The organism is Bacteroides sp. GD17 (assembly GCF_038448625.1).
Lineage (GTDB): Bacteria > Bacteroidota > Bacteroidia > Bacteroidales > Bacteroidaceae > Bacteroides.
In genome coordinates this window covers 119,737-144,318 of record NZ_JBCEZS010000014.1, presented here as the reverse complement: position 1 = coordinate 144,318, position 24,582 = coordinate 119,737, and the positions used below count along the sequence as shown (strand labels likewise).

The 24,582-nt window shown below is 46.7% G+C and carries 23 protein-coding genes; 12 read left to right on the top strand and 11 right to left on the bottom strand.

The window, feature by feature from the left end; all coding sequences use genetic code 11:
• Window positions 1–69 precede the first annotated feature (69 nt).
• Window positions 70–1,623, top strand: a complete 1,554-nt coding sequence (guaA, locus tag AAE250_RS19080) for a glutamine-hydrolyzing GMP synthase (RefSeq protein WP_294601579.1) — start codon at window positions 70–72, stop codon at window positions 1,621–1,623.
• A 147-nt stretch (window positions 1,624–1,770) separates the two neighbouring features.
• On the opposite strand, the gene AAE250_RS19075 is transcribed toward guaA, so the two are convergent.
• Complete coding sequence (locus AAE250_RS19075; RefSeq protein ID WP_294601578.1) at window positions 1,771–2,433, bottom strand: Crp/Fnr family transcriptional regulator; 663 nt, start codon at window positions 2,431–2,433, stop codon at window positions 1,771–1,773.
• Window positions 2,434–2,607: 174 nt separating this feature from the next.
• Here AAE250_RS19075 and AAE250_RS19070 point away from each other — a divergent pair, with 174 nt between their 5' ends.
• Window positions 2,608–3,207 (top strand): MarC family protein, encoded by a 600-nt coding sequence (locus tag AAE250_RS19070; protein ID WP_294601576.1) that lies wholly within the window; start codon window positions 2,608–2,610, stop codon window positions 3,205–3,207.
• A 30-nt stretch (window positions 3,208–3,237) separates the two neighbouring features.
• On the opposite strand, the gene AAE250_RS19065 is transcribed toward AAE250_RS19070, so the two are convergent.
• On the bottom strand, window positions 3,238–3,894 hold the full coding sequence (locus AAE250_RS19065) for a rhomboid family intramembrane serine protease (RefSeq protein WP_294601574.1): 657 nt from the start codon (window positions 3,892–3,894) through the stop codon (window positions 3,238–3,240).
• Between the two features lie 172 nt (window positions 3,895–4,066).
• Between AAE250_RS19065 and AAE250_RS19060 the strand changes: the two genes are divergently transcribed.
• Genes AAE250_RS19060 through AAE250_RS19050 form a run of 3 tightly spaced genes read left to right on the top strand, consistent with a single transcriptional unit; the run spans window position 4,067 to window position 8,720 of the window.
• A complete protein-coding gene (locus AAE250_RS19060) occupies window positions 4,067–6,007 on the top strand; it encodes a glycogen debranching enzyme N-terminal domain-containing protein (RefSeq protein ID WP_294601572.1) in 1,941 nt (646 codons plus the stop codon).
• 14 nt (window positions 6,008–6,021) lie between these two features.
• Window positions 6,022–7,287 carry a glycosyltransferase family 4 protein gene (locus tag AAE250_RS19055; RefSeq protein ID WP_294601571.1) on the top strand — a complete coding sequence of 422 codons (1,266 nt, stop codon included), beginning with the start codon at window positions 6,022–6,024 and terminating at the stop codon, window positions 7,285–7,287.
• Window positions 7,288–7,304: 17 nt separating this feature from the next.
• Entirely contained in the window at window positions 7,305–8,720 is a 1,416-nt protein-coding gene (locus tag AAE250_RS19050; protein WP_294601569.1) for a glycoside hydrolase family 57 protein, read from the top strand.
• 75 nt (window positions 8,721–8,795) lie between these two features.
• Here the strand turns inward: AAE250_RS19050 and AAE250_RS19045 are convergent, their stop codons facing one another.
• Both AAE250_RS19045 and AAE250_RS19040 read right to left on the bottom strand, forming a co-directional pair.
• On the bottom strand, window positions 8,796–10,340 hold the full coding sequence (locus AAE250_RS19045) for a DUF4270 domain-containing protein (RefSeq protein WP_294601567.1): 1,545 nt from the start codon (window positions 10,338–10,340) through the stop codon (window positions 8,796–8,798).
• Between the two features lie 23 nt (window positions 10,341–10,363).
• Complete coding sequence (locus AAE250_RS19040) at window positions 10,364–11,188, bottom strand: glycogen/starch synthase (protein ID WP_294601565.1); 825 nt, start codon at window positions 11,186–11,188, stop codon at window positions 10,364–10,366.
• A gap of 246 nt (window positions 11,189–11,434) precedes the next feature.
• On the opposite strand from AAE250_RS19040, the gene panC reads away from it, so the two are divergent.
• Window positions 11,435–12,280, top strand: coding sequence for a pantoate--beta-alanine ligase (gene panC / locus AAE250_RS19035; RefSeq protein ID WP_294601563.1), 846 nt, complete (start codon window positions 11,435–11,437; stop codon window positions 12,278–12,280).
• Between the two features lie 22 nt (window positions 12,281–12,302).
• Window positions 12,303–12,656 carry an aspartate 1-decarboxylase gene (panD, locus tag AAE250_RS19030; RefSeq protein ID WP_294601561.1) on the top strand — a complete coding sequence of 118 codons (354 nt, stop codon included), beginning with the start codon at window positions 12,303–12,305 and terminating at the stop codon, window positions 12,654–12,656.
• A 256-nt stretch (window positions 12,657–12,912) separates the two neighbouring features.
• Here the strand turns inward: panD and AAE250_RS19025 are convergent, their stop codons facing one another.
• The 3 genes from AAE250_RS19025 to AAE250_RS19015 form a co-directional block, all read right to left on the bottom strand.
• Window positions 12,913–13,041, bottom strand: coding sequence for a hypothetical protein (locus tag AAE250_RS19025; RefSeq protein WP_294601560.1), 129 nt, complete (start codon window positions 13,039–13,041; stop codon window positions 12,913–12,915).
• 193 nt (window positions 13,042–13,234) lie between these two features.
• Complete coding sequence (locus AAE250_RS19020) at window positions 13,235–15,538, bottom strand: bifunctional dihydroorotate dehydrogenase B NAD binding subunit/NADPH-dependent glutamate synthase (protein ID WP_294601559.1); 2,304 nt, start codon at window positions 15,536–15,538, stop codon at window positions 13,235–13,237.
• A gap of 144 nt (window positions 15,539–15,682) precedes the next feature.
• Window positions 15,683–16,837 carry an AAA family ATPase gene (locus tag AAE250_RS19015; protein ID WP_294601558.1) on the bottom strand — a complete coding sequence of 385 codons (1,155 nt, stop codon included), beginning with the start codon at window positions 16,835–16,837 and terminating at the stop codon, window positions 15,683–15,685.
• A gap of 195 nt (window positions 16,838–17,032) precedes the next feature.
• On the opposite strand from AAE250_RS19015, the gene AAE250_RS19010 reads away from it, so the two are divergent.
• The 3 genes from AAE250_RS19010 to AAE250_RS19000 are packed head-to-tail and all read left to right on the top strand — an operon-like array spanning window position 17,033 to window position 20,896.
• Window positions 17,033–19,174, top strand: a complete 2,142-nt coding sequence (locus tag AAE250_RS19010) for an outer membrane beta-barrel family protein (RefSeq protein ID WP_294601557.1) — start codon at window positions 17,033–17,035, stop codon at window positions 19,172–19,174.
• A gap of 5 nt (window positions 19,175–19,179) precedes the next feature.
• Entirely contained in the window at window positions 19,180–20,193 is a 1,014-nt protein-coding gene (locus AAE250_RS19005; protein WP_294601555.1) for a sensor histidine kinase, read from the top strand.
• A gap of 4 nt (window positions 20,194–20,197) precedes the next feature.
• Window positions 20,198–20,896 carry a LytR/AlgR family response regulator transcription factor gene (locus AAE250_RS19000; protein ID WP_294601626.1) on the top strand — a complete coding sequence of 233 codons (699 nt, stop codon included), beginning with the start codon at window positions 20,198–20,200 and terminating at the stop codon, window positions 20,894–20,896.
• A gap of 157 nt (window positions 20,897–21,053) precedes the next feature.
• On the opposite strand, the gene AAE250_RS18995 is transcribed toward AAE250_RS19000, so the two are convergent.
• Both AAE250_RS18995 and serS read right to left on the bottom strand, forming a co-directional pair.
• The gene (locus AAE250_RS18995; protein WP_294601625.1) at window positions 21,054–21,410 is read right to left on the bottom strand and encodes a transposase; all 357 of its coding nucleotides are present in this window, start codon (window positions 21,408–21,410) and stop codon (window positions 21,054–21,056) included.
• 334 nt (window positions 21,411–21,744) lie between these two features.
• Window positions 21,745–23,019 (bottom strand): serine--tRNA ligase, encoded by a 1,275-nt coding sequence (gene serS / locus AAE250_RS18990; protein ID WP_294601554.1) that lies wholly within the window; start codon window positions 23,017–23,019, stop codon window positions 21,745–21,747.
• A gap of 178 nt (window positions 23,020–23,197) precedes the next feature.
• Here serS and AAE250_RS18985 point away from each other — a divergent pair, with 178 nt between their 5' ends.
• A complete protein-coding gene (locus AAE250_RS18985) occupies window positions 23,198–23,494 on the top strand; it encodes a DUF4160 domain-containing protein (RefSeq protein ID WP_446715774.1) in 297 nt (98 codons plus the stop codon).
• Window positions 23,491–23,907: a DUF2442 domain-containing protein gene (locus tag AAE250_RS18980; protein ID WP_294601553.1), complete on the top strand. Its 417-nt coding sequence runs from the start codon at window positions 23,491–23,493 to the stop codon at window positions 23,905–23,907. The genes AAE250_RS18985 and AAE250_RS18980 overlap by 4 nt, the downstream gene beginning before the upstream one ends.
• Before the next feature lie 62 nt (window positions 23,908–23,969).
• Here AAE250_RS18980 and rpmA read toward each other — a convergent pair whose 3' ends face one another.
• Both rpmA and rplU read right to left on the bottom strand, forming a co-directional pair.
• Window positions 23,970–24,239: a 50S ribosomal protein L27 gene (gene rpmA / locus AAE250_RS18975; protein WP_294601552.1), complete on the bottom strand. Its 270-nt coding sequence runs from the start codon at window positions 24,237–24,239 to the stop codon at window positions 23,970–23,972.
• Window positions 24,240–24,261: 22 nt separating this feature from the next.
• Window positions 24,262–24,579, bottom strand: coding sequence for a 50S ribosomal protein L21 (rplU, locus tag AAE250_RS18970; protein ID WP_294601551.1), 318 nt, complete (start codon window positions 24,577–24,579; stop codon window positions 24,262–24,264).
• Window positions 24,580–24,582: the final 3 nt, after the last annotated feature.

The window sequence follows — 24,582 nt, the reverse complement described above, 5'->3', positions numbered from 1 at the left end:
ATTTGATGATTTAGTTAATAACAAAATAGTTGTATCTTTGTGCTCCAAATTACTAACACCTCTGTTTCTATGCAAGAAAAGATTATAATTCTTGATTTCGGTTCGCAAACCACGCAGCTCATCGGCCGTCGCGTTCGCGAATTGAATGTGTATTGCGAAATTGTACCTTACAATAAATTCCCGAAGGGGGATGAAAGTGTAAAAGGAGTGATCCTTTCGGGGAGTCCGTTCTCTGTGTACGATGAAAGTGCGTTCAAGATAGATTTGAATGAAATCCGCGGGAAGTATCCTATTCTGGGTATCTGCTACGGTGCACAATTCATTGCCTACACCAACGGCGGCAAGGTGGAACCTGCCGGTAGCCGCGAGTACGGACGTGCACACCTGAGCTCTTTCGATAAGGACAATGTGCTCTTCAAAGGCGTAAAGGACAATAGCCAGGTGTGGATGAGCCACGGCGACACGATTACTGCTATTCCTGCGAACTTCAAGACAGTTGCTTCGACCGACAAAGTGAAAATCGCCGCTTACCAGGTGGAAGGCGAGAAGATGTGGGGCGTACAGTTCCATCCCGAAGTTTATCATACCGAAGACGGCACGCAGATGCTGAAGAATTTCGTAGTAGATGTTTGTGGTTGCAAGCAGGATTGGAGTGCTGCTTCGTTCATCGAAACAACGGTAGCCCAACTGAAAGAACAGGTAGGCGACGATAAAGTAGTGCTTGGCCTGAGCGGCGGTGTTGACTCGTCGGTTGCTGCCGTGCTGCTGAACCGTGCCATCGGTAAGAACCTGACTTGTATCTTCGTAGACCACGGTATGCTGCGCAAGAATGAGTTTAAGAACGTGCTGCACGATTATGAGTGCCTCGGCCTGAACGTGATCGGTGTGGATGCCAGTGCCAAGTTCTTTGCAGAGCTGGCCGGAGTTACGGAGCCCGAAAAGAAACGCAAGATTATAGGTAAAGGCTTTATCGACGTTTTCGACGAAGAAGCCCACAAGATTAAAGATGTGAAATGGCTGGCACAGGGTACTATTTATCCTGACTGCATCGAGTCCCTTTCCATCACCGGAACGGTTATCAAGAGCCATCACAATGTAGGTGGTCTGCCCGAAAAGATGAACTTGAAACTTTGCGAGCCGCTTCGTCTGCTGTTCAAGGATGAAGTTCGCCGCGTAGGTCGTGAGTTGGGGATGCCCGAACATCTGATTACCCGCCATCCTTTCCCTGGACCGGGACTGGCTGTGCGTATCCTCGGCGATATTACTCCGGAGAAAGTACGCATTCTGCAAGATGCCGACGATATCTTTATCCAGGGCTTGCGTGACTGGATGGTGAAGGATGCCGATGGTAACGAGACGGCTCTTTATCATCAGGTTTGGCAGGCAGGCGTTATCCTGCTTCCTGTGCAGTCCGTGGGTGTGATGGGAGATGAACGTACGTACGAACGCGCCGTTGCCCTGCGTGCCGTGACTTCTACGGATGCCATGACTGCCGACTGGGCGCATCTGCCTTATGAGTTCCTCGGCAAGATCTCCAATGACATTATTAATAAGGTGAAAGGGGTGAACCGAGTGACTTATGATATCTCGTCAAAACCACCTGCAACGATAGAGTGGGAGTAAGTCTTTATTGACTCTTTCATTAAAATGTATTACTCTGTCATTCAGAGCGAAGCGAAGAATCTCTTCTCTTTATGCAAGGGGAAGAGATTCTTCGCTTCGCTCTGAATGACAGAGTAATATTCTCTCTTATGATTAATCTGCTCTAATTTACAGCAACTTTGCTGCTTCCGGAATTATAATCTCCCCTCTGTGCAGTTCCAGCAGATTCTTTTCCTGCATACTGTTCAGCGCCCTCGACACTCCCATACGTGTGTCGTTGACGATTTGAGCAAGCTCTTCCATCTTGATTTTCATTACTTTTCTGCCTGCCGGACGCTCGATATGCATCAGGATGAAGTGGCTGATCTGTTTTTCAAGATTATCATCACTCCTTGTCCAGAGGCGGTGGCTGAGGTTTTGCGAGCGGTTGCTGATCACATTCATGTAGTTCAACCGGAAAATATCGTATCTGAACAGTTCACTTATTACAAAAGCCTTGCTGATGCTTACCGTATGTGCTTCTGTCTCTGCTACGTAGGTCGATACGTAGGTGGTGTTCATACCGAACATAGACTGCGGTTCTATCAGATAGGGGGCTTGCAGATGCTCTGTGAAACTGTATGATGCATCTAAGGACGAAGTGGAGAAGGCGACTTCGCCTTTCAGTACAAATACGAGCTGATTGCACGTGTCGCCCGCTCTCAGGATGGTTTCGCCTGCTTTATGCTTTATAAAGTTCAGTCTTACTTTTCCTAAAATATTGGTGAAGTCTTCTTGGGCTAGTCCCTGAAAGAGTGGCAGTTGCAGTAATGTATCGAACATTGTATCCATATCATTTTTTCTTCTAGTTCCAAACAAAAGTAGGTATAATCAAGGTGTGCCGTAAACTCTTTGCCTCTCTTTTTGTTTTTTTTATTATTTCTTAAACACACTATTCATTCGTCGCAAAGAAATCTTGCGGAATGCATAAAAATGAACTATATTTGCAAAAAAAAGGAGGATCGTATGTTTTCAGCATTTAATTGGCAACAGATGACCAGCGCTTTTATCGTACTGTTTGCTGTAATAGATATTATTGGTTCAATTCCTATCATTATCAATCTGAAGGAAAAGGGAAAGGATGTGAATGCAACGAAGGCGACTTTGATATCGTTTGCTTTGTTGATCGGCTTTTTCTATGCCGGAGACATGATGCTGAAGTTGTTTCATGTCGATATCGAATCGTTTGCCGTGGCAGGTGCGTTCGTCATCTTCCTGATGTCGCTGGAGATGATTCTCGATGTGGAGATCTTTAAAAACCAGGGACCTATCAAGGAAGCGACGCTGGTGCCGCTGGTATTTCCGTTGCTGGCAGGAGCGGGGGCTTTCACTACGTTGCTCTCGTTGCGTGCCGAGTATGCCAGCGTCAACATCATCATAGCATTGGTGCTGAACATGATATGGGTGTATTTTGTGGTCAGCATGACCGGGCGCGTGGAGCGTTTCCTCGGCAAAGGAGGTATTTACCTTATCCGTAAGTTCTTCGGAATTATTCTGCTGGCAATCTCCGTAAGACTGTTTACGGCGAACATAACGTTGCTGATAGAGGCGCTGCAAAAGCATTGATTATAAGAGTGTCAATTTAGGAAGAACTTATCATTCGCTTCTTTCCGTATTTTCGTTATCCTCCTTTTCCTCTTCTTCCTCCTCCTCTTCATCGCCCTCGTCAGCGAACGGGTCGGGGCGTTGAGGGCCGTAATTCATAAAACCTATGGAGCAAAGGGTGCCTGCGATGGCTCCGCTGAGGTGCCCCTCCCAGGAGGTGGTTATCTTGGCAAATTGCGGGAACATGTTCCATACCAGTCCGCCGTATAAGAATGTTACCAGCAGGGAGATGGCGATGAGCGGCACATGCTTGCGCAGTATTCCGCTGAAAAACAGAAAGAAGGCCAGCCCGTAGACGATGCCGCTGGCTCCGATATGCCATCCCGGTTTACCTATAATAAAGGTAAATATACCGGAGGCTATCCAGATGGCAAAAAATATGTAAGATGCAATGTCGCGATAGAAATAAAACAAGCACCACATCAGGAAGAATAACGGAATGGTATTGGCAAGCAGATGGCTGAAACTGCTATGTATAAGCGGATGAGTAAAAATTCCCAATACGCCTCGCTGTTCCATCGGGTACACTCCCAACCGGGAAAGATCCCAATCCATGCCTGTCTCCAAAAACTTCACAATGTATAGAATGAACAGTAAGAATAACGGTAGGACCCCTGCCAGGACTATTCTGCGTATATCATGCTTCATATTTAGTATAACATTTGCTATTTTTGTACAATACTACGCATTATTTGACTAAAAACCGAAAATAAACTGACTTTTTATTTTGCCTATAAGCTTTAATTTGTATTTTTGGGCATCGCTACATGGCTTGTAGCGCATGGTACCTGAATAATTAACCTTTAAATAATGCACAACTATGAGTTATTTACGATTTGACAAGACCCTGATGATCAATCTGCAAGAATCTTTACCAAGGGAGATACTTCGGACGAATAAGTCGGGTGCCTATCATTGTACAACAATTGTAGATTGTAACACACGCAAATATCACGGTCTGTTGGTGATACCTGTCCCCAACCTGGATGATGAAAATCATGTGCTGCTATCTTCTTTGGATGAAACGGTAATTCAGCACGGTGCGGAGTTTAACCTGGGGTTGCACAAGTATCAAGGAGACCACTTCAGTCCTAACGGGCACAAGTATATCCGCGAGTTCGATTGTGAAAACATCCCGGCAACTACCTATCGTGTAGGAGGTGTGATCCTCCGGAAAGAAAAACTTTTTGTACATCATGAGAACCGGATTCTGATCCGTTATACCTTGGTTGATGCCCATTCGGCAACCACGCTTCGGTTCCGCCCCTTCCTGGCATTCCGTAGTGTACGCGAGTATACGCACGAGAATGCATTGGCAAGCCGTGACTACCAGCTGGTGGAGAATGGCATCAAGACTTGCATGTACCCCGGTTATCCGGAGCTCTTCATGCAGTTGAACAAGAAAAATGAGTTCCACTACCAGCCCGACTGGTATCGTGGTATCGAGTATCCTAAGGAACAGGAACGTGGATATGACTTCAACGAAGACCTCTACGTGCCCGGCTATTTCGAAGTGGATATAAAGAAAGGAGAGAGCATTGTCTTCTCTGCCGGTATATCCGAAATATCTCCGCGCAAACTGAAGCAGACCTTCGAAGCCGAAGTGGCCGACCGCACTCCACGCGACAGCTTCTATCATTGCTTGAAAAACTCGGCGCACCAGTTCCACAACAAGCAGGGAGACGAGCATTATGTGCTTGCCGGTTATCCCTGGTTCAAGTGCCGTGCCCGCGACTTGTTTATCGCCTTGCCCGGATTGACGCTGGCTGTTGACGAACAAGATGAGTTTGAAGATGTTATGAAGACAGCCGAGAAGGCTATTTACGAGTTTATCAATGGCGAGGCTTCTTCTTATAAGATCTATGAGATGGAGCATCCCGATGTTCTGCTGTGGGCCATCTGGGCTTTGCAGCAATATGCCAAGGAGACTTCGCGCGAGCATTGCCGGCAGATGTACGGCAAGTTGCTGGAGGATATCATGGGATATATCCGCGACCGCAAGCACGATAACCTCTTCTTGCACGATAACGGGTTGCTTTATACCAACGGGAAGGAGAAGGCGGTAACGTGGATGAATTCCACTGTCAACGGACGCCCCGTCATTCCTCGTACCGGCTATATTGTAGAAGTGAACGCTTTGTGGTACAATGCACTCCGTTTTGTGGCCGATATGGTTCGTGAAGCCGGAAATGCAGTGCTTGCCGACAGCCTGGATGCACAGGCTGAAGTGACGGGCAAGTCCTTTGTAGATACGTTCCGCAATGAATACGGCTATCTGTTTGACTATGTGGACGGCTATATGATGGATTGGAGCGTTCGTCCGAACATGTTGTTCGCGGTTGCTCTCGATTACTCTCCGCTGGACAGGGCGCAGAAGAAGCAGATACTGGACATCGTGACGAAGGAACTGCTGACCCCGAAAGGCTTGCGTACGCTGAGTCCCAAGAGTGGCGGCTACAATCCGAACTATGTAGGCCCGCAGATGCAGAGAGACTATGCTTACCATCAGGGAACAGCCTGGCCGTGGCTCATGGGCTTCTATATGGAAGCATACCTGCGCATCTACAAGATGAGCGGAGTGTCGTTTGTAGAAAGACAATTGATCGGCATGGAAGATGAAATGACCTCCCATTGCATCGGTACATTGCCCGAATTGTTTGATGGTAATCCTCCGTTTACCGGCCGGGGCGCGGTATCTTTTGCCATGAACGTGGCCGAAATTCTGCGTATCTTGAAGTTATTGTCTAAGTATAATTTATAAAAGGAGGAACGAAGATGAAAGTTTTAATGTTTGGATGGGAATTCCCTCCCAAAATATATGGTGGTCTTGCAGTTGCTTCTTATGGAATAACTAAGGGATTGAGTGCGCAGGGTGATATAGAAACAACCTTCTGTATGCCTAAGCCTTGCGGAGAAGAAGAAAAGTTTTTGAATATAGTAGGCATGAACCAGGTGCCGATTGTGTGGCGCGATGTGGATTACGGTTATTTGCAGTCGCGTTTGCAGACTTCGACACCGGAAGAGTATTACGCTTTCCGCGATCATATCTATGCCGATTTCTCTTATATGCATGTCAATGACATTGGCTGTATGGAGTTTGCCGGCGGTTATCCCGGAAACCTGCACGAAGAAATAAATAATTTCTCGGTCATTGCGGGCGTTGTGGCGCGCAGGCAGGAGTTCGACATCATTCATGCCCACGACTGGCTGACGTATCCTGCCGGTGTGCATGCCAAGATGGTAAGCGGCAAACCGCTTTGTATCCATGTTCATGCTACGGATTTCGACCGTTCGCGCGGTAAAGTGAATCCTACTGTATACTCTATCGAGAAGAACGGTATGGACTATGCGGACTGCATCATGTGCGTGTCCGAGCTTACCCGCCGTACGGTTATCAACGAGTATCACCAGAATCCGAAGAAGGTATTTGCCATGCACAATGCCGTTTATCCGCTTTCGCAGGAGCTGCTGGACATTCCGCGCCCCGATCATGCGAAAGAGAAGGTGGTGACTTTCCTTGGACGTATCACCATGCAGAAGGGACCGGAATACTTTGTAGAGGCTGCATCGCTGGTGTTGCGGCGTACCCGTAACATCCGCTTTGTAATGGCAGGTTCGGGCGATATGCTGAATGCTATGATTAATCTGGCTGCCGAACGCGGCATTGCCGACCGCTTCCACTTCCCGGGCTTCATGAAGGGCAGGCAGGTGTACGAGGTCTATAAGAATAGCGATGTATTCGTCATGCCTTCTGTATCCGAGCCTTTCGGTATTGCCCCGCTTGAGGCCATGCAGTGTGGAACGCCTTCTATTATCTCAAAGCAGTCGGGATGCGGTGAAATCCTTGATAAGGTGATTAAGACCGATTACTGGGATATTCATGCGATGGCCGACGCCATTTACTCCCTCTGCACCAATCAGTCGCTCTTCCATTACCTTCAGGAAGAAGGCAAGAAGGAAGTGGACGGAATTACATGGGAGAAGGTCGGTCTGCGAATCCGTGCCCTCTATGAGGATGTGTTAAGAAACTATGGTAAATAATAAAACAATATATAGAAATGAGAACTATCTGTCTTTATTTTGAGATACATCAAATTATTCATTTGAAACGTTACCGTTTCTTTGATATAGGGGTTGATCATTATTACTATGATGATTATGCCAACGAAATGAGCATCAACGAGGTGGCTGAACGCTCCTACATTCCGGCGCTGAACACGCTGATTGAAATGGTGAAGAATTCCGGTGGTGCGTTTAAGGTGGCTTTGTCCATCTCGGGAGTTGCATTGGAGCAGCTCGAAATCCATGCTCCTGCTGTAATCGACCTGTTGCAACAGTTGAACGATACCGGTTGCTGCGAGTTCCTGGCCGAGCCTTATTCTCATGGACTTTCTTCACTTGCCAATGAAGATTGCTTCAGGGAAGAAGTAAAACGCCAGAGTGCAAAGATGAAACAAATGTTCGGCAAGGCTCCGAAGGTGTTCCGTAACTCAAGCCTGATTTATTCGGATGAGATTGGTGCGATAGTAGCCGATCTGGGCTTTAAGGGTATGCTTACCGAAGGTGCCAAGCATGTTTTGGGTTGGAAGAGTCCGCACTATGTATACCACTGTGCCATGAATCAGAACCTGAAGCTGCTGTTGCGCGACTTTAAGCTCTCGGATGATATCAGTTTGCGTTTCTCCAACTCCGAGTGGAACGAGTATCCTTTGTTTGCCGACAAGTATATCAATTGGATCGATGCCTTGCCGCAGGAAGAGCAGGTTATCAACATCTTTATGGAACTTTGTGCGCTGGGCATGGCACAACCGCTGTCCTCCAATATTCTGGAGTTCCTGAAAGCATTGCCCATTTGTGCAAAGGAGAAAGGCATCACATTCTCTACGCCTACCGAGATTGTTACGAAGTTGAAGTCTGTTTCCCAATTGGATGTTCCGTATCCGATGTCTTGGGTGGACGAGGAGAGAGATACAAGTTGCTGGCTGGGTAACACGATGCAGCGCGAAGCATTCAACAAACTGTATAGCGTGGCCGAACGTGTACATCTCTGTGACGACCGCCGTATCAAGCAAGACTGGGACTACTTGCAGGCAAGTAATAACTTCCGCTTCATGACGACCAAGAATAGCGGAGTGGGCTTGAACCGTGGCATCTATGAATCTCCTTATGATGCGTTCACCAATTATATGAATATTCTGGGCGACTTCATCAAACGTGTTGACTCTCTTTATCCGGTAGACATTGATAATGAAGAGCTGAATGCGCTGCTGACCACTATCAAGAACCAGGGAGATGAAATAGAAGAGTTGCATAAAGAACTGGAAATAGTACAGGCAAAGCTGGAAAAGGAAAAGGCCGTTGAAAAGAAGAAGGAAGCAAAGGCTGCCAAACCTGCTGCGGAGAAACCTGCTGCCAAGGCTCCTGCCAAAAAGCCTGCTGCCAGAAAGACTGCAAAGAAGAAAGAGGCGGAATAGATTACTGCTGATTCTCCATAAAAAAGCCTCCCCGTTCATCTGAGCGGGGAGGCTTTTTTATGGAGGTAATATCTATTACTCGCTAAAGCTTGTATAAATAACATCTATCTTCAACGGAGGCTGGTTCGGACCACCTTTCAGTTTGGCATATCCTGGCTTCAAGTCATTCTGAATGCCAATAATGGCTTTATTGCTGGTACTGTTATCATAAGTAACTGAAACAGGAATTAATAATACTTTGTCCCAGTCCTTGGTCGCTTCATTGGTGTTCCAGTCGTTTTCCCATTGGGTTTCGTTCCACGAGCTGCCGGCCTTTTCTTTGGCCGCTTTCTTGGCTGCCTGTTTTTCGTTGATGCAGGTTGTCACCAGTCGGGCTATGTTATTGAATACATATTGATTGGTTGCCACAGAATTATGCTTGGTGGTAAATGAAGTTACATTGTCTGTAATCTTATTACCCTCAAAGAAGGTCTTCAAGTCTTGTTTTCGTATCAACAATACATCGCTGGGAGGAGTCATGCTGTATTCAAAGTTGCTTTCTTCATTGTAGTTGGTGAAGGTCAGCTTAACGGCATTGAGGGTATCGTTGGATAACTGGTTGTAAATCTTATCGTATGGCATGGTGGCTTCGGTGAAGATACCTGCGGGCGATTTGATATATGTCCAGTCGGGTTCTTTCACTCGGTCATTGAGCAGGTCGGAATTCAGGAACTGGTTGGCTTGAATAACTTCCTTGGTGGAGGCAAAGACTGTTCGCATTACATAGGCTAAAGAGTCTGTTCCGTCTTTCTTCTTTAAAGCGACTCCTGTCGTATCATTTACAACATGGAAGCGGAATTGCATTTGCAAGTCTACATAGTCTATATAAAGGATGGTTCCATCTGAATAGTCGCTTTTTACATATACTCCCTTAAAGATCTTGTCAATAAAGGTTGCGGCATCTTTAAAGTATTCCGGATGTTCCCGATATACCTTTAAGATTCTGTCTTCACCGAATGTCTTTTTATCCAAGGGGAAGGTTACATTGGGATAGTAAGTCTTGTTACCGTATGTATCTGTTGCATTTCTTACAGAATCGGGAACCGTAGTGTCGTAGGCTGAATAGGCTTTACGACCAAGCAGCGATTTAGGATCGAACTTGTTGTAATATTCTTCCGGATTGATGTTGGTATAACGATTCTTATCGAGCTTTTTATCCAGTTCGTACACACTCATCCGGCAAGCATTCAGAGAGTCGCCGAACCAACTGGAATAATATACTACCAATTGAACCGATACTACGCTATCTCCTGCCATACTTCCCGTTCCGGTATTGGTCACCGGATCGTATTTATAAACTTCCGGAAGGGTGAAGTTCTCTGTACAGTTCAGTTCCGTAAGGAAACTGGACTCATAATAGCCGAATTTCGGGTCTGAGAATTTACCTACATATCCGGTGCTGGTTTTGGCATATACCGAGTCGGCAGCAAAGGATCGTGTTGTTACTTCAAAAGTAGCAGTATGCGCTGATATGCCATCGGAGCCGGGAAGCATTCCCAAACCTAATGTACCGGTGTTGTCATCGCATCCGAAGAAAGTCAGGAGTGCTAAAAGCAATAGTCCTAGATATCTTACTTTCATAGTTATAATTGTCTAAATCGATTTTATTCTTGTTCTGCTTCCCAAACCTTGTCGTAGAAGTCGTTGCAGGCTTCAGCGAAGTTCTCGGGAGATTGATAGTCTAATATCATTTTCCCTGTCTCGCGGGCATGCTTCATCACTTCTTCGTTGACGTGTTCGCTCTGTTGGATGATGCCGTCGGAGAAATCCGCAGCCAGCTTGCAAAGTGCTGTGTAGTCAATCGGGTCTTTCAGTCCGGCAATATCTTTCTTGTTGATACCCTTCAGCATCAGTTTGCTGGGGAAGTCCGGATGGAAAGATTGCTTGAAGTCGTCTTCGTAAAGCGAGAATACAACTTTGGCATCTCTGAAGGAAGGTTCGTCTTTATATGCTTTCTTGATGTATAAGGGCGCCAAAGCAGTCATCCAGCCGTGGCAATGGATGATGTCCGGACACCAACGCAGTTTCTTCACCGTTTCCAAAACACCCCGGGCATAAAAGATGGCACGGGCATCATTGTCTTCATATTCTACACCGTTCTCATCAGTGGCCTGCATGCGGTTCTGGAAATAATCATCGTTGTCGATGAAATACACCTGCATGCGCGCAGACTGAATCGAAGCAACTTTGATGATGAGCGGATGATCGGTATCGTCAATGATGAGGTTCATACCGGAGAGTCGTATCACTTCGTGCAGTTGGTTTCTGCGCTCGTTGATGTTTCCCCATTTGGGCATAAACGTTCTGATTTCTCTGCCTTTTTCTTGGATTGCCTGAGGTAGATTTCTACCTACGAGGGACATCTCGGATTCTGGAACGTAAGGGGTAATCTCTTGTGTAATAAATAAAACCTTGTTCGCCTTTGTCATAATAACAATGTTCTCAATTATTCTGCAAAGATATAAAAAAAATCGCGCAATAAAGCAAACGGAGGGCGTCTATAATTCCTTATGAATTGTTAACTGCTTGTTTTTCAGCCTTGCATGCTCTGAATGAATTGCCCTGATGTCAGCTAACTTTTGCATTAATTTGCGATATTTCTTCTTTATATGCTAAATAATGGTTTATTTTGCACCGCTTTTGCGAACAACCAAATTATTATATAACCGATAAAAATGGAAATAGTACATACTATCAAGGACTTGCAGGCCGGACTGTCGGCTTTGAGAGCTCAGGGAAAGAAGGTGGGCCTGGTGCCTACAATGGGTGCCCTGCATGCCGGTCATGCCTCATTGGTGAAACGTTGTGTGGCCGAGAATGATGCCGCTGTAGTGAGTGTATTTGTAAATCCGACTCAGTTCAACGATCAGAATGATTTAGTGAAGTATCCCCGCACGCTGGAGGCTGACTGCCGTCTGTTGGAGGAGTGCGGAGCGGCTTATGTCTTTGCGCCTTCGGTAGAAGAGATGTATCCGGAACCGGATACGCGCCAGTTCAGCTATGCACCGCTGGATACGGTGATGGAGGGAGCATTCCGTCCGGGACATTTCAATGGGGTATGCCAGATTGTGAGTAAGCTGTTCGATGCAGTGAAGCCGGACCGTGCTTACTTCGGGGAGAAGGATTTCCAGCAATTGGCTATCATCCGCGAGATGGTTCGGCAGATGAAGTATGCGCTGGAAATAGTAGGATGTCCCATCGTTCGCGAAGCTGACGGACTGGCTTTGAGCAGCCGTAATGCCCGTTTGTCTGCCGAAGAACGTAAAAATGCTTTAAAAATTTCGCAGACTTTATTTGAAAGTCGTACCTTTGCAGCCTCGCACACGGTAGCCGAGACACAGAAGTTTGTAGAAGACGCCATTGCAGCCGCTCCCGGTCTGCGTTTGGAATATTTTGAACTGGTGGACGGCAACACGTTGCAGAAGATTGCCGATTGGGAAGATACCTCTTATGCAGTAGGCTGTATCACAGTGTTCTGCGGAGAAGTCCGACTGATTGACAACATCAAGTACAAAGAGTAATAAACTAAAAAGTGCCAACCTTATGATGATTGAAGTGTTGAAGTCGAAAATCCATTGCGCCCGCGTCACGGAAGCCAACCTGAACTATATGGGAAGCATCACGATTGACGAGGATCTGATGGATGCCGCTAACATGATTGCCGGCGAGAAAGTATACATTGCCGACAATAATAACGGTGAACGTTTTGAAACCTACATTATTAAGGGTGAACGTGGTTCGGGCAAGATTTGCCTGAACGGTGCGGCGGCCCGCAAGGTGCAGCCGGATGATATCGTTATTATCATGTCGTACGCGTTGATGGATTTTGAAGAAGCCAAGTCGTTCAAGCCGTCGGTGATCTTTCCCGATCCGGCGACGAACAAGGTGGTGAAGTAAATTCCTCCTGAATAAATACTCAATAAGAAACCCCGTTTGCTGTTTATAAGCAAGCGGGGTTTCTTGTTGGTAATCAGTAGGTTTGTACTTTATGCTTTCTTTATATATAATAAAGTGTTGCTTTAATAGTGATAAAGTGTTGCTTTAGCAGTGATAAAGCATTGCTTTAGTAGTGATAAAGCGCTGCTTTAATACTGATAAAGAACTACTTTAATATTGATAAAGAACTCTCTTATTTCAGATAAAGCGATGCATCCTACCTTGCGCCAATCTTGTCGAGCAGATACAGCACTTCTGTTTGAGTATCGAAATTGTACTTCTGATCCTGGGCGTTTGCAGATAGGATAGTCAGGCAGAAAAGGGCGGATAGACAGATGCGTTTCATATCCGTGAGGTTTTAGATTTAATGGTAGAGAGGGAATAGTGAGGTGGTGTTAAAACAGACCTTATCGTTTCTTTTAGGCACGGATTTCACGGAACTTGGTTAATTAAAACCGCGAAATCCGTGTAATCCGTGCCTAAATCTATAACATATAGTAAGCCATTATTCGTTCTGACACACTCCCATTTATCTGTGCTTATTTCTTCAGTTGCTCGTTCATCGCCGCCGCTGCTTTTCGTCCGTCGCCCATAGCGAGGATGACGGTAGCACCGCCGCGGACGATATCGCCACCGGCAAAGATGGTCGGGATGGATGACTGCATACTATCGTTGACGGCAATTGTTCCCTTACGTCCCAACTCCAAACCTTTGATGGAGCTCGGCACAATCGGGTTGGGCGATACGCCTACGCTGACGATGGCCAGGTCGATATCAATCGTTTCGGTAGCTCCGGGGATGGGAACGGGGCTGCGACGTCCCGATGCATCCGGTTCGCCGAGTTCCATCTTTTGCAGAACCACTTGTTTCACTTTACCCAGTTCGTCGGCAATGTATTCTATCGGATTGTGGAGTGTCAGGAACTCTACGCCTTCTTCTTTGGCATGTTTCACTTCTTCGATACGTGCGGGCATCTCCTCTTCCGAACGACGGTAGATGATCATGGCACGCTCGGCACCCAGGCGGCGTGCTGTACGCACGGAGTCCATCGCCGTGTTGCCGCCACCGATAACGGCTACGCGTTTGCCGAAAGGCACCGGAGTATCAGAGTCTTCGCTGGCGGCGTCCATCAGGTTGACGCGGGTCAGGTACTCATTGGACGAGAGGATGTTGATGGAGTTCTCGCCGGGGATGTTCATAAAGTTGGGCAGTCCGGCACCGGAGGCTATGAATATGCCTTTGAAGCCTTCTTCTTCCAGTTGCTCTACGCTGAGCGTCTTGCCAATGATGCAGTCCTTGATGAACTTAACTCCCATCTTGGCAAGGTTGTCAATCTCTACATCCACTACCTTGTTGGGCAGACGGAATTCGGGGATGCCGTATTTCAATACACCGCCAATCTCGTGCAGCGCTTCGAATACGGTTACATCGTAACCATACTTCGCCATATCTCCGGCAAACGACAGACCGGCAGGACCCGAACCGATGACAGCTATCTTGATGCCGTTCTTCTCTTTGATTTCCGGTACGGAGATTTGTCCGCTCTCCCGTTCGTAGTCGGCGGCAAAGCGTTCCAGATAGCCGATGGCTACCGGCTTCTCGTTCATCTTCAGATGGATACATTTCGATTCGCACTGTTTCTCTTGCGGACAAACGCGACCGCAAACGGCAGGCAGCGCACTGGTTTCTTTCAGTGTCTTGGCTGCTTCGAGGAACTCGCCACGCTCTATGTTTTTGATGAAGCGGGGGATGTCGATGCCTACGGGGCAGCCTTCCATACAGCCGGGGTTGGCACAGTCCAGGCAACGCTTGGCTTCTGTCAAGGCTTGTGCCTCCGTCAATCCCTGGTTTACTTCTTCCTTACGGCTGTGCGAACGATATTCGGCATCCAGCTCGTTCATTTCCACGCGGGGGATGGCGGTGCGTTCTTTCGGCTTCATGGCTTTGCGCAGTTCCTGGCGCCATGCGGCGTTGCGGCTCTTCTCGTCTACGATGGTTTCGCCCGTAGCTTGGCAGGTAGTGCCCTGTTCTTCCAGTTTGTGCATTTCTTCGCGCTCTATGCTCTTGAAGGCGCCCATGCGCTTCAGCATTTCGTCGAAGTCCACTTGGTGACCGTCGAACTCAGGGCCGTCTACACAGACGAACTTGGTCTTTCCGCCGATCGTGATACGGCAGGCGCCGCACATGCCTGTGCCGTCCACCATAATCGTATTCAGCGATACGTCTGTGGGTATTTCGTATTTCTTCGTCAGCAAACAAACAAATTTCATCATGATGGCAGGGCCGATGGCGAAACATTTGTCTACCTTCTCGCGCTTGATGACTTCTTCTACTCCTTCTGTCACCAGACCTTTGCGACCGTATGAACCGTCGTCGGTCATGATGATGACTTCGTCGGAGCTTTCGCGCATTTCTTTTTCAAGGATAATCAGTTCTTTGGTACGGCCGGCCAGTACGGTGATTACGCGGTTGCCGGCAGCTTTCAGTGCTTGTACGATGGGAAGCATCGGAGCTACACCTACGCCACCTCCGGCACAGACTACCGTACCGAATTTCTCGATATGCGTGGCTTGTCCCAGCGGGCCCACAACGTCTGTGATGTAGTCGCCTTCGTTCAGTTCGCAAAGGCGGGTAGAGGAGAGACCGACTTCCTGTACCACCAAAGTGATAGTTCCTTTTACCGGATCGGCACCGGCTATGGTAAGCGGCATGCGTTCGCCTTTTTCGCCTACACGTACGATAACAAAGTGTCCTGCCTTGCGTGATTTAGCAATCAGCGGTGCTTCAATGACTAACTTAAAGACCTTTTCAGAAAAGTGTTCTTTGCTAATGATTTTATTCATTATCTAATAATTTTGTTGGTATAATTACGTAATTACTTTCAGATTGTTACGGTTTGCAAAGATACGGGTTATTTACTAATATCAAAAAAGAATGGGAGAAAACTGCTTCGGTGCAGTTTATCCCCCTTGTAGTGTGATAGATACTTATAATTGCGTTTCAATGCCTTGCAGCTTCCTTAAATAGATGCGTAGCAAGATGTCGGGTACATAATAGACCTCGTTTTCAACAGTAAGCAAGTCGGCTTCCAGTAACTTGCGGGTAGCTGCCTGTACGGCACTCGCGGAGGTCAGCGAGTGGCTTTTGATGAAGGCAGCGCTCATTATCTTGCTTGCCTGTCCTTCGGCAGCTATGGCATAGAGCACTTCTTTTTGTCTTTCGGGAATGCGGGATAATAGTTGGCGGTAGCCGTCGGCGGCATCTTCGAGCATACTTTGAATGGTGCTGTACATCAGAGGTTCCGTGCATTCGCTTCCTTTCGTTGTGTTGATGAAAGCTTCGTGAAAAGCTTTTTGCATATAGTACGTATTTCCTTCGAAGAGCCGATAGGTGCGTAGTACTAAGTCATTGCCGATTGTCTTTTGGTAGGCGGCAAACCATTTCGTTACAAAAGGCACGTATTCTCCGGTGCTGATGGGATGAAGTTCCATCATGTCGGTGCTGTTGTAAAAAGGGCGTGCCGATGACTGGAACATTTCCGACACCAGGTGGCGCTCGCTTCCGGCAAAGATGAAATGGACATTCCCGAGATGCTGGATGTGGGAGCGGAGCAGAGCCTCTACGTTCTTTTCGGGATATTTGGTTATCTGCTGAAACTCGTCGAATGTCACGATACAAGGCTTATCGGCTTGTTCCAGGCATTGAAAGATTTCATTCAGTGTGAATTCGGGCATGGTGATATCTCCCAGTTCCAGACTGAAGGTGGGAGTGTAGTTTATGGGGTCGAAGCCAAACTTGGCTTGTATGGATTTCAATCCTTGTGTCAGCATGGTCAGCATTTTCTGGCTTTGGCTGCGCAAAGTCTCGAATACGCATTGCCCGAAGGCGTATGTGAATTCGCGCAGGCTGGAAGTATGAAGTATGTCAATGTAGAAAGTGTAGTATGCTTCGTTCATTTCCGGCTTGTCATAGCAGAAACGGACCAATTTGGATTTTCCCATGCGGCGGGGAGATATAAGACAGAGGTTACCGCTTTGGGTAACGGTGCGGATGAGGCGTTTCGATTCTTCCCGGCGGTCACAAAAGTATTCGGCGGGAATAGCTCCGGTGAGAATAAATGGATTCTTTTCTTTTTGAGTCATGGCGTACATTCGTTAGATGTACAAAGCTAATTATTTATTTCGTATTATACAAGTTGTATAATACAAATCGTATAATTTGTATTCAGGCAGCATCGGGGTGCTTTTATGCCGTTTGTCACCGGTTGCCTTCCCTTCGTCACTATAATTTGTCCGCTTTGCTTCCCTTCTCTACTTTTAAAACAAAAAACAGAGACTATGTGTATAAAAGCATTTTGGGGAATCATCCTGTTAGGCATGCCCTTGGTTGGCAGGGCACAGCAGGACACTATTGCCGACCAGCGTTTAGGGGAAATCGTAGTAACCGCCAAGCTACCGTTGGTGGAAATGTCCGCCGGAAAGACCACTTACCGGATGGATGCATCTATCACTCAAAGCACTGGCAGTCTTTATGATGTGCTTTCTTCTTTGCCGGGAGTGATGATCGACTCCAAAGGCGGCATCCTGCTGAATGGAAAGAGTGGGGTACAGGTCTTGATGGACGGCAAACCGACTTATCTTTCCGGTGAAGAACTGGTGAACTTGTTGCGTTCCACTCCTGCTACGAATGCCGATAAGATAGACCTTGTCACCCAACCCTCTGCGCGCTACGAAGCGGCAGGAAGTACAGGCATGATTGACATCCGTACCCGCAAGATAAAGCTGCGCGGCATGAATCTTGCCTTGAACGGCAACGGTACTCTCGGTCGCTCGGGTGGTGGCGGATATGGCAGCGCTTTCATGAACCTGCGGCAGGATAAGTTTAATTTCTTTCTGACCTATTCCTATTATCTGGGAAATCAGACGATAGATATGGACATCGACCGTGCCTTCAATGGAGATGAACGGATGTTACAAACTTCTTACCGGAGGCGGAGTACTTATTCGCATTATCTCCGTGGCGGTTGCGACTTTTACCTCAATCCGCGCACAGTATGGGGCGTATCGTTGAATGGCAACTTATCCGGCAGAACCGAAAATGCAACTATGCTTATCGAAACGCAAGGGGCGGGAAGACCGGAGACGACTGATGGGCATGTAGATTCTGATTGGAACAACTTCTCTGCCGGAACAAATTTTATGCATCGTTTCGAGCAAGAGGGGGGCGAGGTCTCTGCTGCTTTTGACTATTTCAGCTATGACCGTTCGGAGCTCCAGCACATACATTATTCCAAACCCGATACGTTGAAGGGAGATATGCAGGGACGCATCCATATCTATGCCGGACAGGCGGATGTGACTTATCCGTTGAACGAACAATGGAAGCTGCATGGCGGGGGCAAATCCGCTTTCGTCAAGATAGACAATGATGCCGGGTACCTGCGTCCGGTACCGTCGGGCTGGCAGGCGGATGGTTCGCTCGGCTCCCGTTTTGTTTACGATGAGAATATCAATGCCGCATACTTGCAAGCCGGTTATGAGCACCGTCACCTGAAGTTTTCGGCAGGATTGAGGTTGGAGCATACCCGTGTGCATGGCGAACTGAGCGGGAATACCGTGCAGCGCGATTCGTCGTTCACAACGAACTATGTACATCTGTTTCCCACCTGTTCCGTGCAGTATGGGCTGGAGGGTGGAAGTGCTTTTCAGTTTTCTTACAGCCGGCGCATTACCCGTCCCAATTACCAGGACTTGAATCCTTTTACCTATATCTTCGACGACTATACGCACGAAGGTGGTAATACCCGTCTGCGCCCGTCATTTTCGGACAACATCGAGCTGGCCTATGTACACCATGAATGGCTGCAAACCGTTCTTTTCTTCTCGCACACTGACGATGCTATTATGAAAACCTATCAGGCTCAAGAAGACTTGCGTATTTATGTCACTCCCGAGAATCTTGCCTCCTATGTGCAGACCGGGCTGCGTATTCATGCCGCCAATCTTTCGCTGGCATCCTGGTGGAAGATGCACTTGACGGCTATCGGGCTCTATAACCGTTATCGTTGGACGGAGCAAGGTGAGAGGATGAGGAACAGTCTGCTTACTCCCCTTGTCAGCAGCATGAACCAGTTTACGTTTACACGTACCTGGTCGGCAGAACTGTCCGCCAACTATCGGGGCAGGATGGCTTACGGGCAGGCTACCGTGCATCCGACATTGGAAGTAAATGCCGGTATTCAGAAAAAGATATTACGTGGCAAAGGGACTGTCGGCTTGTTTGCCAAAGATATTTTCGGAACCGCTAATGAACGGGTGGATGTACGGGCGGTTGGTACCAAGGCATATGTGGATTCGCATGGCGATAGCAGTCAGCGTGTGATAGGCATTGCTTTTTCGTGGCGTTTCCAAAAGGGGAGTGAAGTGAAAGAAAGCAGGCGGAAAAATGGGTTGGATGAGACAAAAAGAGTAAATTTGTAATTACTATGAACAGAAATTGGAGTAAATGGCTGGTGCCGGCAGGGTTCGGCGTAATTCTTTTCTTATGTGTTCGCGTGGCAAATGATATTCCGAAACGTGAATTCTACTGGGAAGGGAATGCCTTGGATTTCATGTTGAAAGACGTGCTGACCGTGCTTGTGGTATCTTATCCGGCAGTGTTTGCCTTGAAACGCTGGCTTCACATATGCCGGCGGAAGAGGTTGCCATGGTGGAGAGAGTATGGAGCGATTGTTTTGGGTACTCCGTTCTGGTGCCTTGTGACGATGTGGATTATCCGGCTGTTGATGGGTGTGGAACTTGATCTCTACGATGTCCCTATTCCAATGGTGGTTGCAGTCTTGCTGTCCGGTTTCTTTTATGGATTTCTGCGCAATCAGCTGATACAAAAGGAGAACGAAGCCCAGCGCCTGCAATTGGAGAAGATAAAGAACGACCAGCTTCAAACGGAGTTGAAGTTCCTGAAAGCGCAGTACCATCCGCACTTTCTCTTCAATGTGCTCAATACGGTGTATTTTCAGATAGACGAAAAGAACGAAGCGCCGCGGCGTACGCTGGAACAGCTGTCGGACTTGCTTCGTTACCAACTGTATAACGATGGTGAAAAAGTACGGGTGCGTGTCGAAGCCGACTACCTGAAGCAATACATCAGTCTTTGTAAGCTCCGTGCTACGAAACGCTTGCAGTTGCAGGTACACTTCGACGAGATACCGGAAGAATGCGAGATCTATCCGTTGCTGTTTGTACCGTTGGTGGAGAATGCTTTCAAGTATGTAGGTGGGGAGTACTTTATTACCATAGAGCTGAGGCTGAAAGATGACGAATTGCACTTCTTTGTCGAGAACTCCGTTCCGGAATCGGTGATGCAACCGAAAAAGAAACAAGGTATCGGCATCGAGAACCTGAAGCGTCGGTTGGAGTTGCTTTATCTCGGGCGCTATACACTGGATATTAATAAGGAAGAGACATTGTTTACGGTGAAACTTATGATAAAATTATAGCATGATGCAGATAAAATGTGTGATAACCGACGATGAACCTACCGCTTGCGAAGGGTTGCGGCGTTACGTGGAGAAAGTGGATTTCCTGACCCTGACGGCAGTGTGCGAAGACGCAATGCAACTGAATACCCTTTTGCAGACCGAACAGCCGGATTTGTTGTTCCTGGACATCGAGATGCCTTATCTTTCCGGGCTCGAGTTGCTGGCATCCCTCGCTCATTCGCCGCACGTCATTATCACCTCTGCCTACGAACAGTATGCACTGAAAGGTTATGAACTCGATGTGGCGGATTATCTGCTGAAGCCGTTTTCGTTCGACCGCTTTCTGAAAGCAGTGAACAAGGTACACAGCCTGCTGCTGCAAGAGGATCGGCAGGAGGAGAATACAGATTTCATCTTTGTCCGCTCCGACCGACAGATGCATAAGGTGCATCTCAAAGACATCCTCGTGGTAGAGGGTTTGGAGAATTATGTCTGCATTTATACGGAGAGTGCGAAGCTATTGGTGCGCTCCACCATGAAGCATATGATAGAAGCGCTCCCCAAAGGACTCTTCCTGCAAGTACACAAATCCTACCTTATTAATCTGAATAAGATTGATATGATAGACGGTAATCAAATCATAGTCAGGCAGCATACCATCCCCGTGGCCCGTAACTTCCGCGAAGAGGTGTTTGCGCGGATATTGAAGAATACGTTGTAAGGGTTTCATAAGCTTGCAAGGTTTTTATTTATTAGTTAAGCTTGCAAAGTCTTATTTATCAGCTAAGCCTGTAAGGCTTACATCTATCAGCCCAGGGCAACGCCCTGGGTTTAAACCACCTCACTATCTTACGCCCTGAAAGGGCAAAATCCTATGTCTACAAATATTCTTCCTTATATTCTACTTGATAACTCTTTAAGAACTCAAGAAGTTCTTCTCTAAATGATTTTTTGGTATGATGCTCCTGTTGGTTTTGGATATAATTTCTTACTGCATCTAACTTTGACTGGCTGACAGAGAATGCCGCATATCCATTTTGCCAGGCAAAGTATTGTTTTTGGGGGTATTTGTTCTTTATCCATTTTGAAGAACTTCTTTTTATCTCTTGTAATAGCATAGAGATGGAGACAGTGCTTGCAAGTTCGCAAAGGATATGAATATGATTGGGCGTACCACCTACGACGATACTTTTGCATAAATTGTGGTTGATAATTCCTCCTATATAACAATGTATCTCATTCAGGTCATTTGCCGGTAGTATGATGATGATTAGATTTTGCCCTTTCAGGGCGTAAGATGGTAAGATACAATCAACCCGGGGCGATGCCCCGGGTTGATAGATATAAGGCTTTCAGCCTTAGAAGCCATAAGTTTCTTAATAAGAGCTTCACCTAAGAAGTCAATAAATCTTTTGCCTAAGAAGTCAATAAATCCTTCGCCTAAGAAGTCAATAAGCCTTTTGTCTTAGAAGTCAATAAACTTTTTGCTTTAGAGGTTAATAAATATTTAACCTTAGAAGCTAATAGATATTCAGTCTTAATAAGGTAATAAGCTTTCAGCTTTAATGCTTAGTCGATCATCTCAAATCCCGTATACGGCACCAGCGCCTTTGGGATGCGGATGCCTTCCGGTGTCTGGTTATTTTCCAGCAATGCGGCAACAATGCGTGGCAGCGCCAATGCAGAACCGTTCAGCGTATGGCAAAGCTCGGTTTTCTTCTCTGCCGTGCGGTAGCGGCACTTCAGACGATTGGCTTGATAAGTGTCGAAGTTGGATACGGAGCTTACTTCCAGCCAGCGCTTCTGCGCTTCGGAATAAACCTCGAAGTCGAAGCAAAGGGCAGCCGTAAAACTCATGTCACCACCACAAAGACGGAGGATGCGGTAGGGGAGTTCCAACTTCTGGAGCAATCTTTCTACATGGTCCAGCATTTCCTGGTGAGACTGCTTGCTGTGTTCCGGCTTGTCGATACGCACAAGCTCCACTTTGGAGAACTCGTGCAGACGGTTCAGTCCGCGTACATCCTTGCCGTAGGAACCGGCTTCGCGACGGAAACACTGAGTATAAGCACAGTTCTTGATTGGAAGCTGCTTTTCGTCCAAGATAACATCGCGATAGATGTTTGTTACAGGTACTTCGGCAGTCGGAATCAAGTATAAATCGTCTACTTCGCAATGGTACATCTGTCCTTCTTTGTCGGGCAGTTGTCCCGTGCCGTAGCCGGAAGCGGCATTTACCACTGTAGGAGGCATTATCTCCATATAGCCGGATTTGCGGGCTTCGTCCAGGAAGAAGTTGATGAGTGCACGTTGCAGTTGCGCGCCTTTACCTTTATATACGGGGAAACCTGCACCGGTGATTTTCACACCCAAGTCGAAGTCTATCAAATCGTATTTCTTGGTCAGTTCCCAGTGGGGCAGGGCATCTTTGGGCAGTTCAGTTTCCATGCCGCCCATCTTCTCTACCACGTTGTCTTCGGCGCCTACTCCTTCGGGCACGCTGTCATAAGGAACGTTGGGGATGGTATAGAGCAGGTTTTGCATGTCTTCGGCTGCCTGGTCCATGTCGGCCTGGAGGCCTTTATTGGCTTCTTTCAGTTCGGCTACACGGTTCTTGGCGGCTTCTGCCTCCTCTTTCTTGCCTTCTTTCATCAGTTGGCCGATGGATTTGGAAAGCAAATTCACCTCAGCGAGGTTTTTATCTAATAAAGTTTGGGTGCTACGTCGTTTGTCGTTGGCTTCAAGTACTTGGCCGATGGTTTCCTGGGCATTCTTGAAGTGCTTCTTCTCCAGACCGCGGATCACCGCGTCGGTGTTTTCTGTAATTTGTTTGATAGTAAGCATATCTTATACTTGTTTTTATGATTCTTAAAGTGCTGCAAAGATAGAGAAAATGCTTCTTATTGCATGAAATTATGCGGAAAACGTATAATAAACAAGATAAAATATATGAATATGCCTTTTTGAGAGGCAAATAAAGTTCGGTAATGGCTTGACGGTTATTAATTAATAACCTATCTTTGTGATAAGATTAAAAGGAGAAAAGAACATGCCGCTACTATTTATATTTTTCGGACTTCGCTTTATGTTTTACTCTAATGATCATGAACCCATTCATGTTCATGTCGTTAAAGGAAAAGGAAAGGTGAAGGAGAATGCCAAGTTTAATATTGAACCGGAAGTTGTTTTAGTTGAAAACAATGGCCTTCAGCCGAATGAGATCAAGATGGCCGAAATGGTTATAGAAGAAAACAAAGAACTGATTGCCGAAAGATGGAATGAGTTTTTTAATAAGAATAAGAAAACGGAGGTATTATGAAAGTAGATGTTACAAAAGTATGGGTAGACGAACATTATGTGCATATACTCACTGCTGATGGTATCGAACGCAAAGAAGCGATAGATAATTATGAGCGTCTTCGCCTCGCTACCCCTGAACAGTTGCGGAATTTTGAAACTGACAACATCGGTGTTCATTGGTCGGAACTTGATGAAGACTTGAGCTATGAGGGCTTTTTTAAGGCAGATTCGATGGAAGGTAAAACGGAACTGTATGCCCTGTTTAAAAGATTTCCACAGATTAATGTTGCAGGAATAGCGCGTAACCTTGGAATAAAGCAGAGTCTTATGGCGGCATATATCTGTGGAACAAAGAAGCCGTCCAAAGCTCGGAGAGATGAAATCATTAATGAACTTCACTCTTTAGGAAAAGCATTACTGGAAATAGCATGAAAAAAAGAAAGGGATGCAACTTCGTGGATTGCATCCCTTTTTCTTATTTCTTGTTCGGAAACTTACGCTTCTGTCTTTTCAGCAGGAATAACTGAGATAGAACGTCTATCTGCCTTACCTACTTTGAACTGTACAGTTCCGTCTACCAAAGCGAAAAGAGTGTGGTCTTTACCCATACCGATGTTGTTGCCCGGATGGAATTCAGTACCTCTTTGACGAACGATGATGTTGCCTGCCTTGCAAGCTTCGCCACCAAATATCTTAACGCCTAATCTCTTACTCTGTGATTCGCGGCCGTTCTTAGAACTACCGACACCTTTTTTATGTGCCATTTCTTCTTACTTTTTTAATTGATTAAGCTACTACTTCTGTAATTGTTAACTCAGTGAATTGTTGACGGTGACCGTTCAACTTACGATGACCTTTTCTTCTTTTCTTGTGGAAAACGAGAACCTTGTCACCTTTTACAATGCTGGATACTACCTGGCAAACTACCTTTGCACCTTCTACCGTAGGAGCACCTACTGTGATAGCACCGTCTTTGTCTACCAAAAGAACCTTTTCAAACTCTACTGTTGCACCGTTTTCTGCTTCCTGCATGTGGTGTACAAACAGCTTCTTGCCAGCTTCTGCTTTAAACTGCTGACCGTTGATTTCTACAATTGCGTACATTTC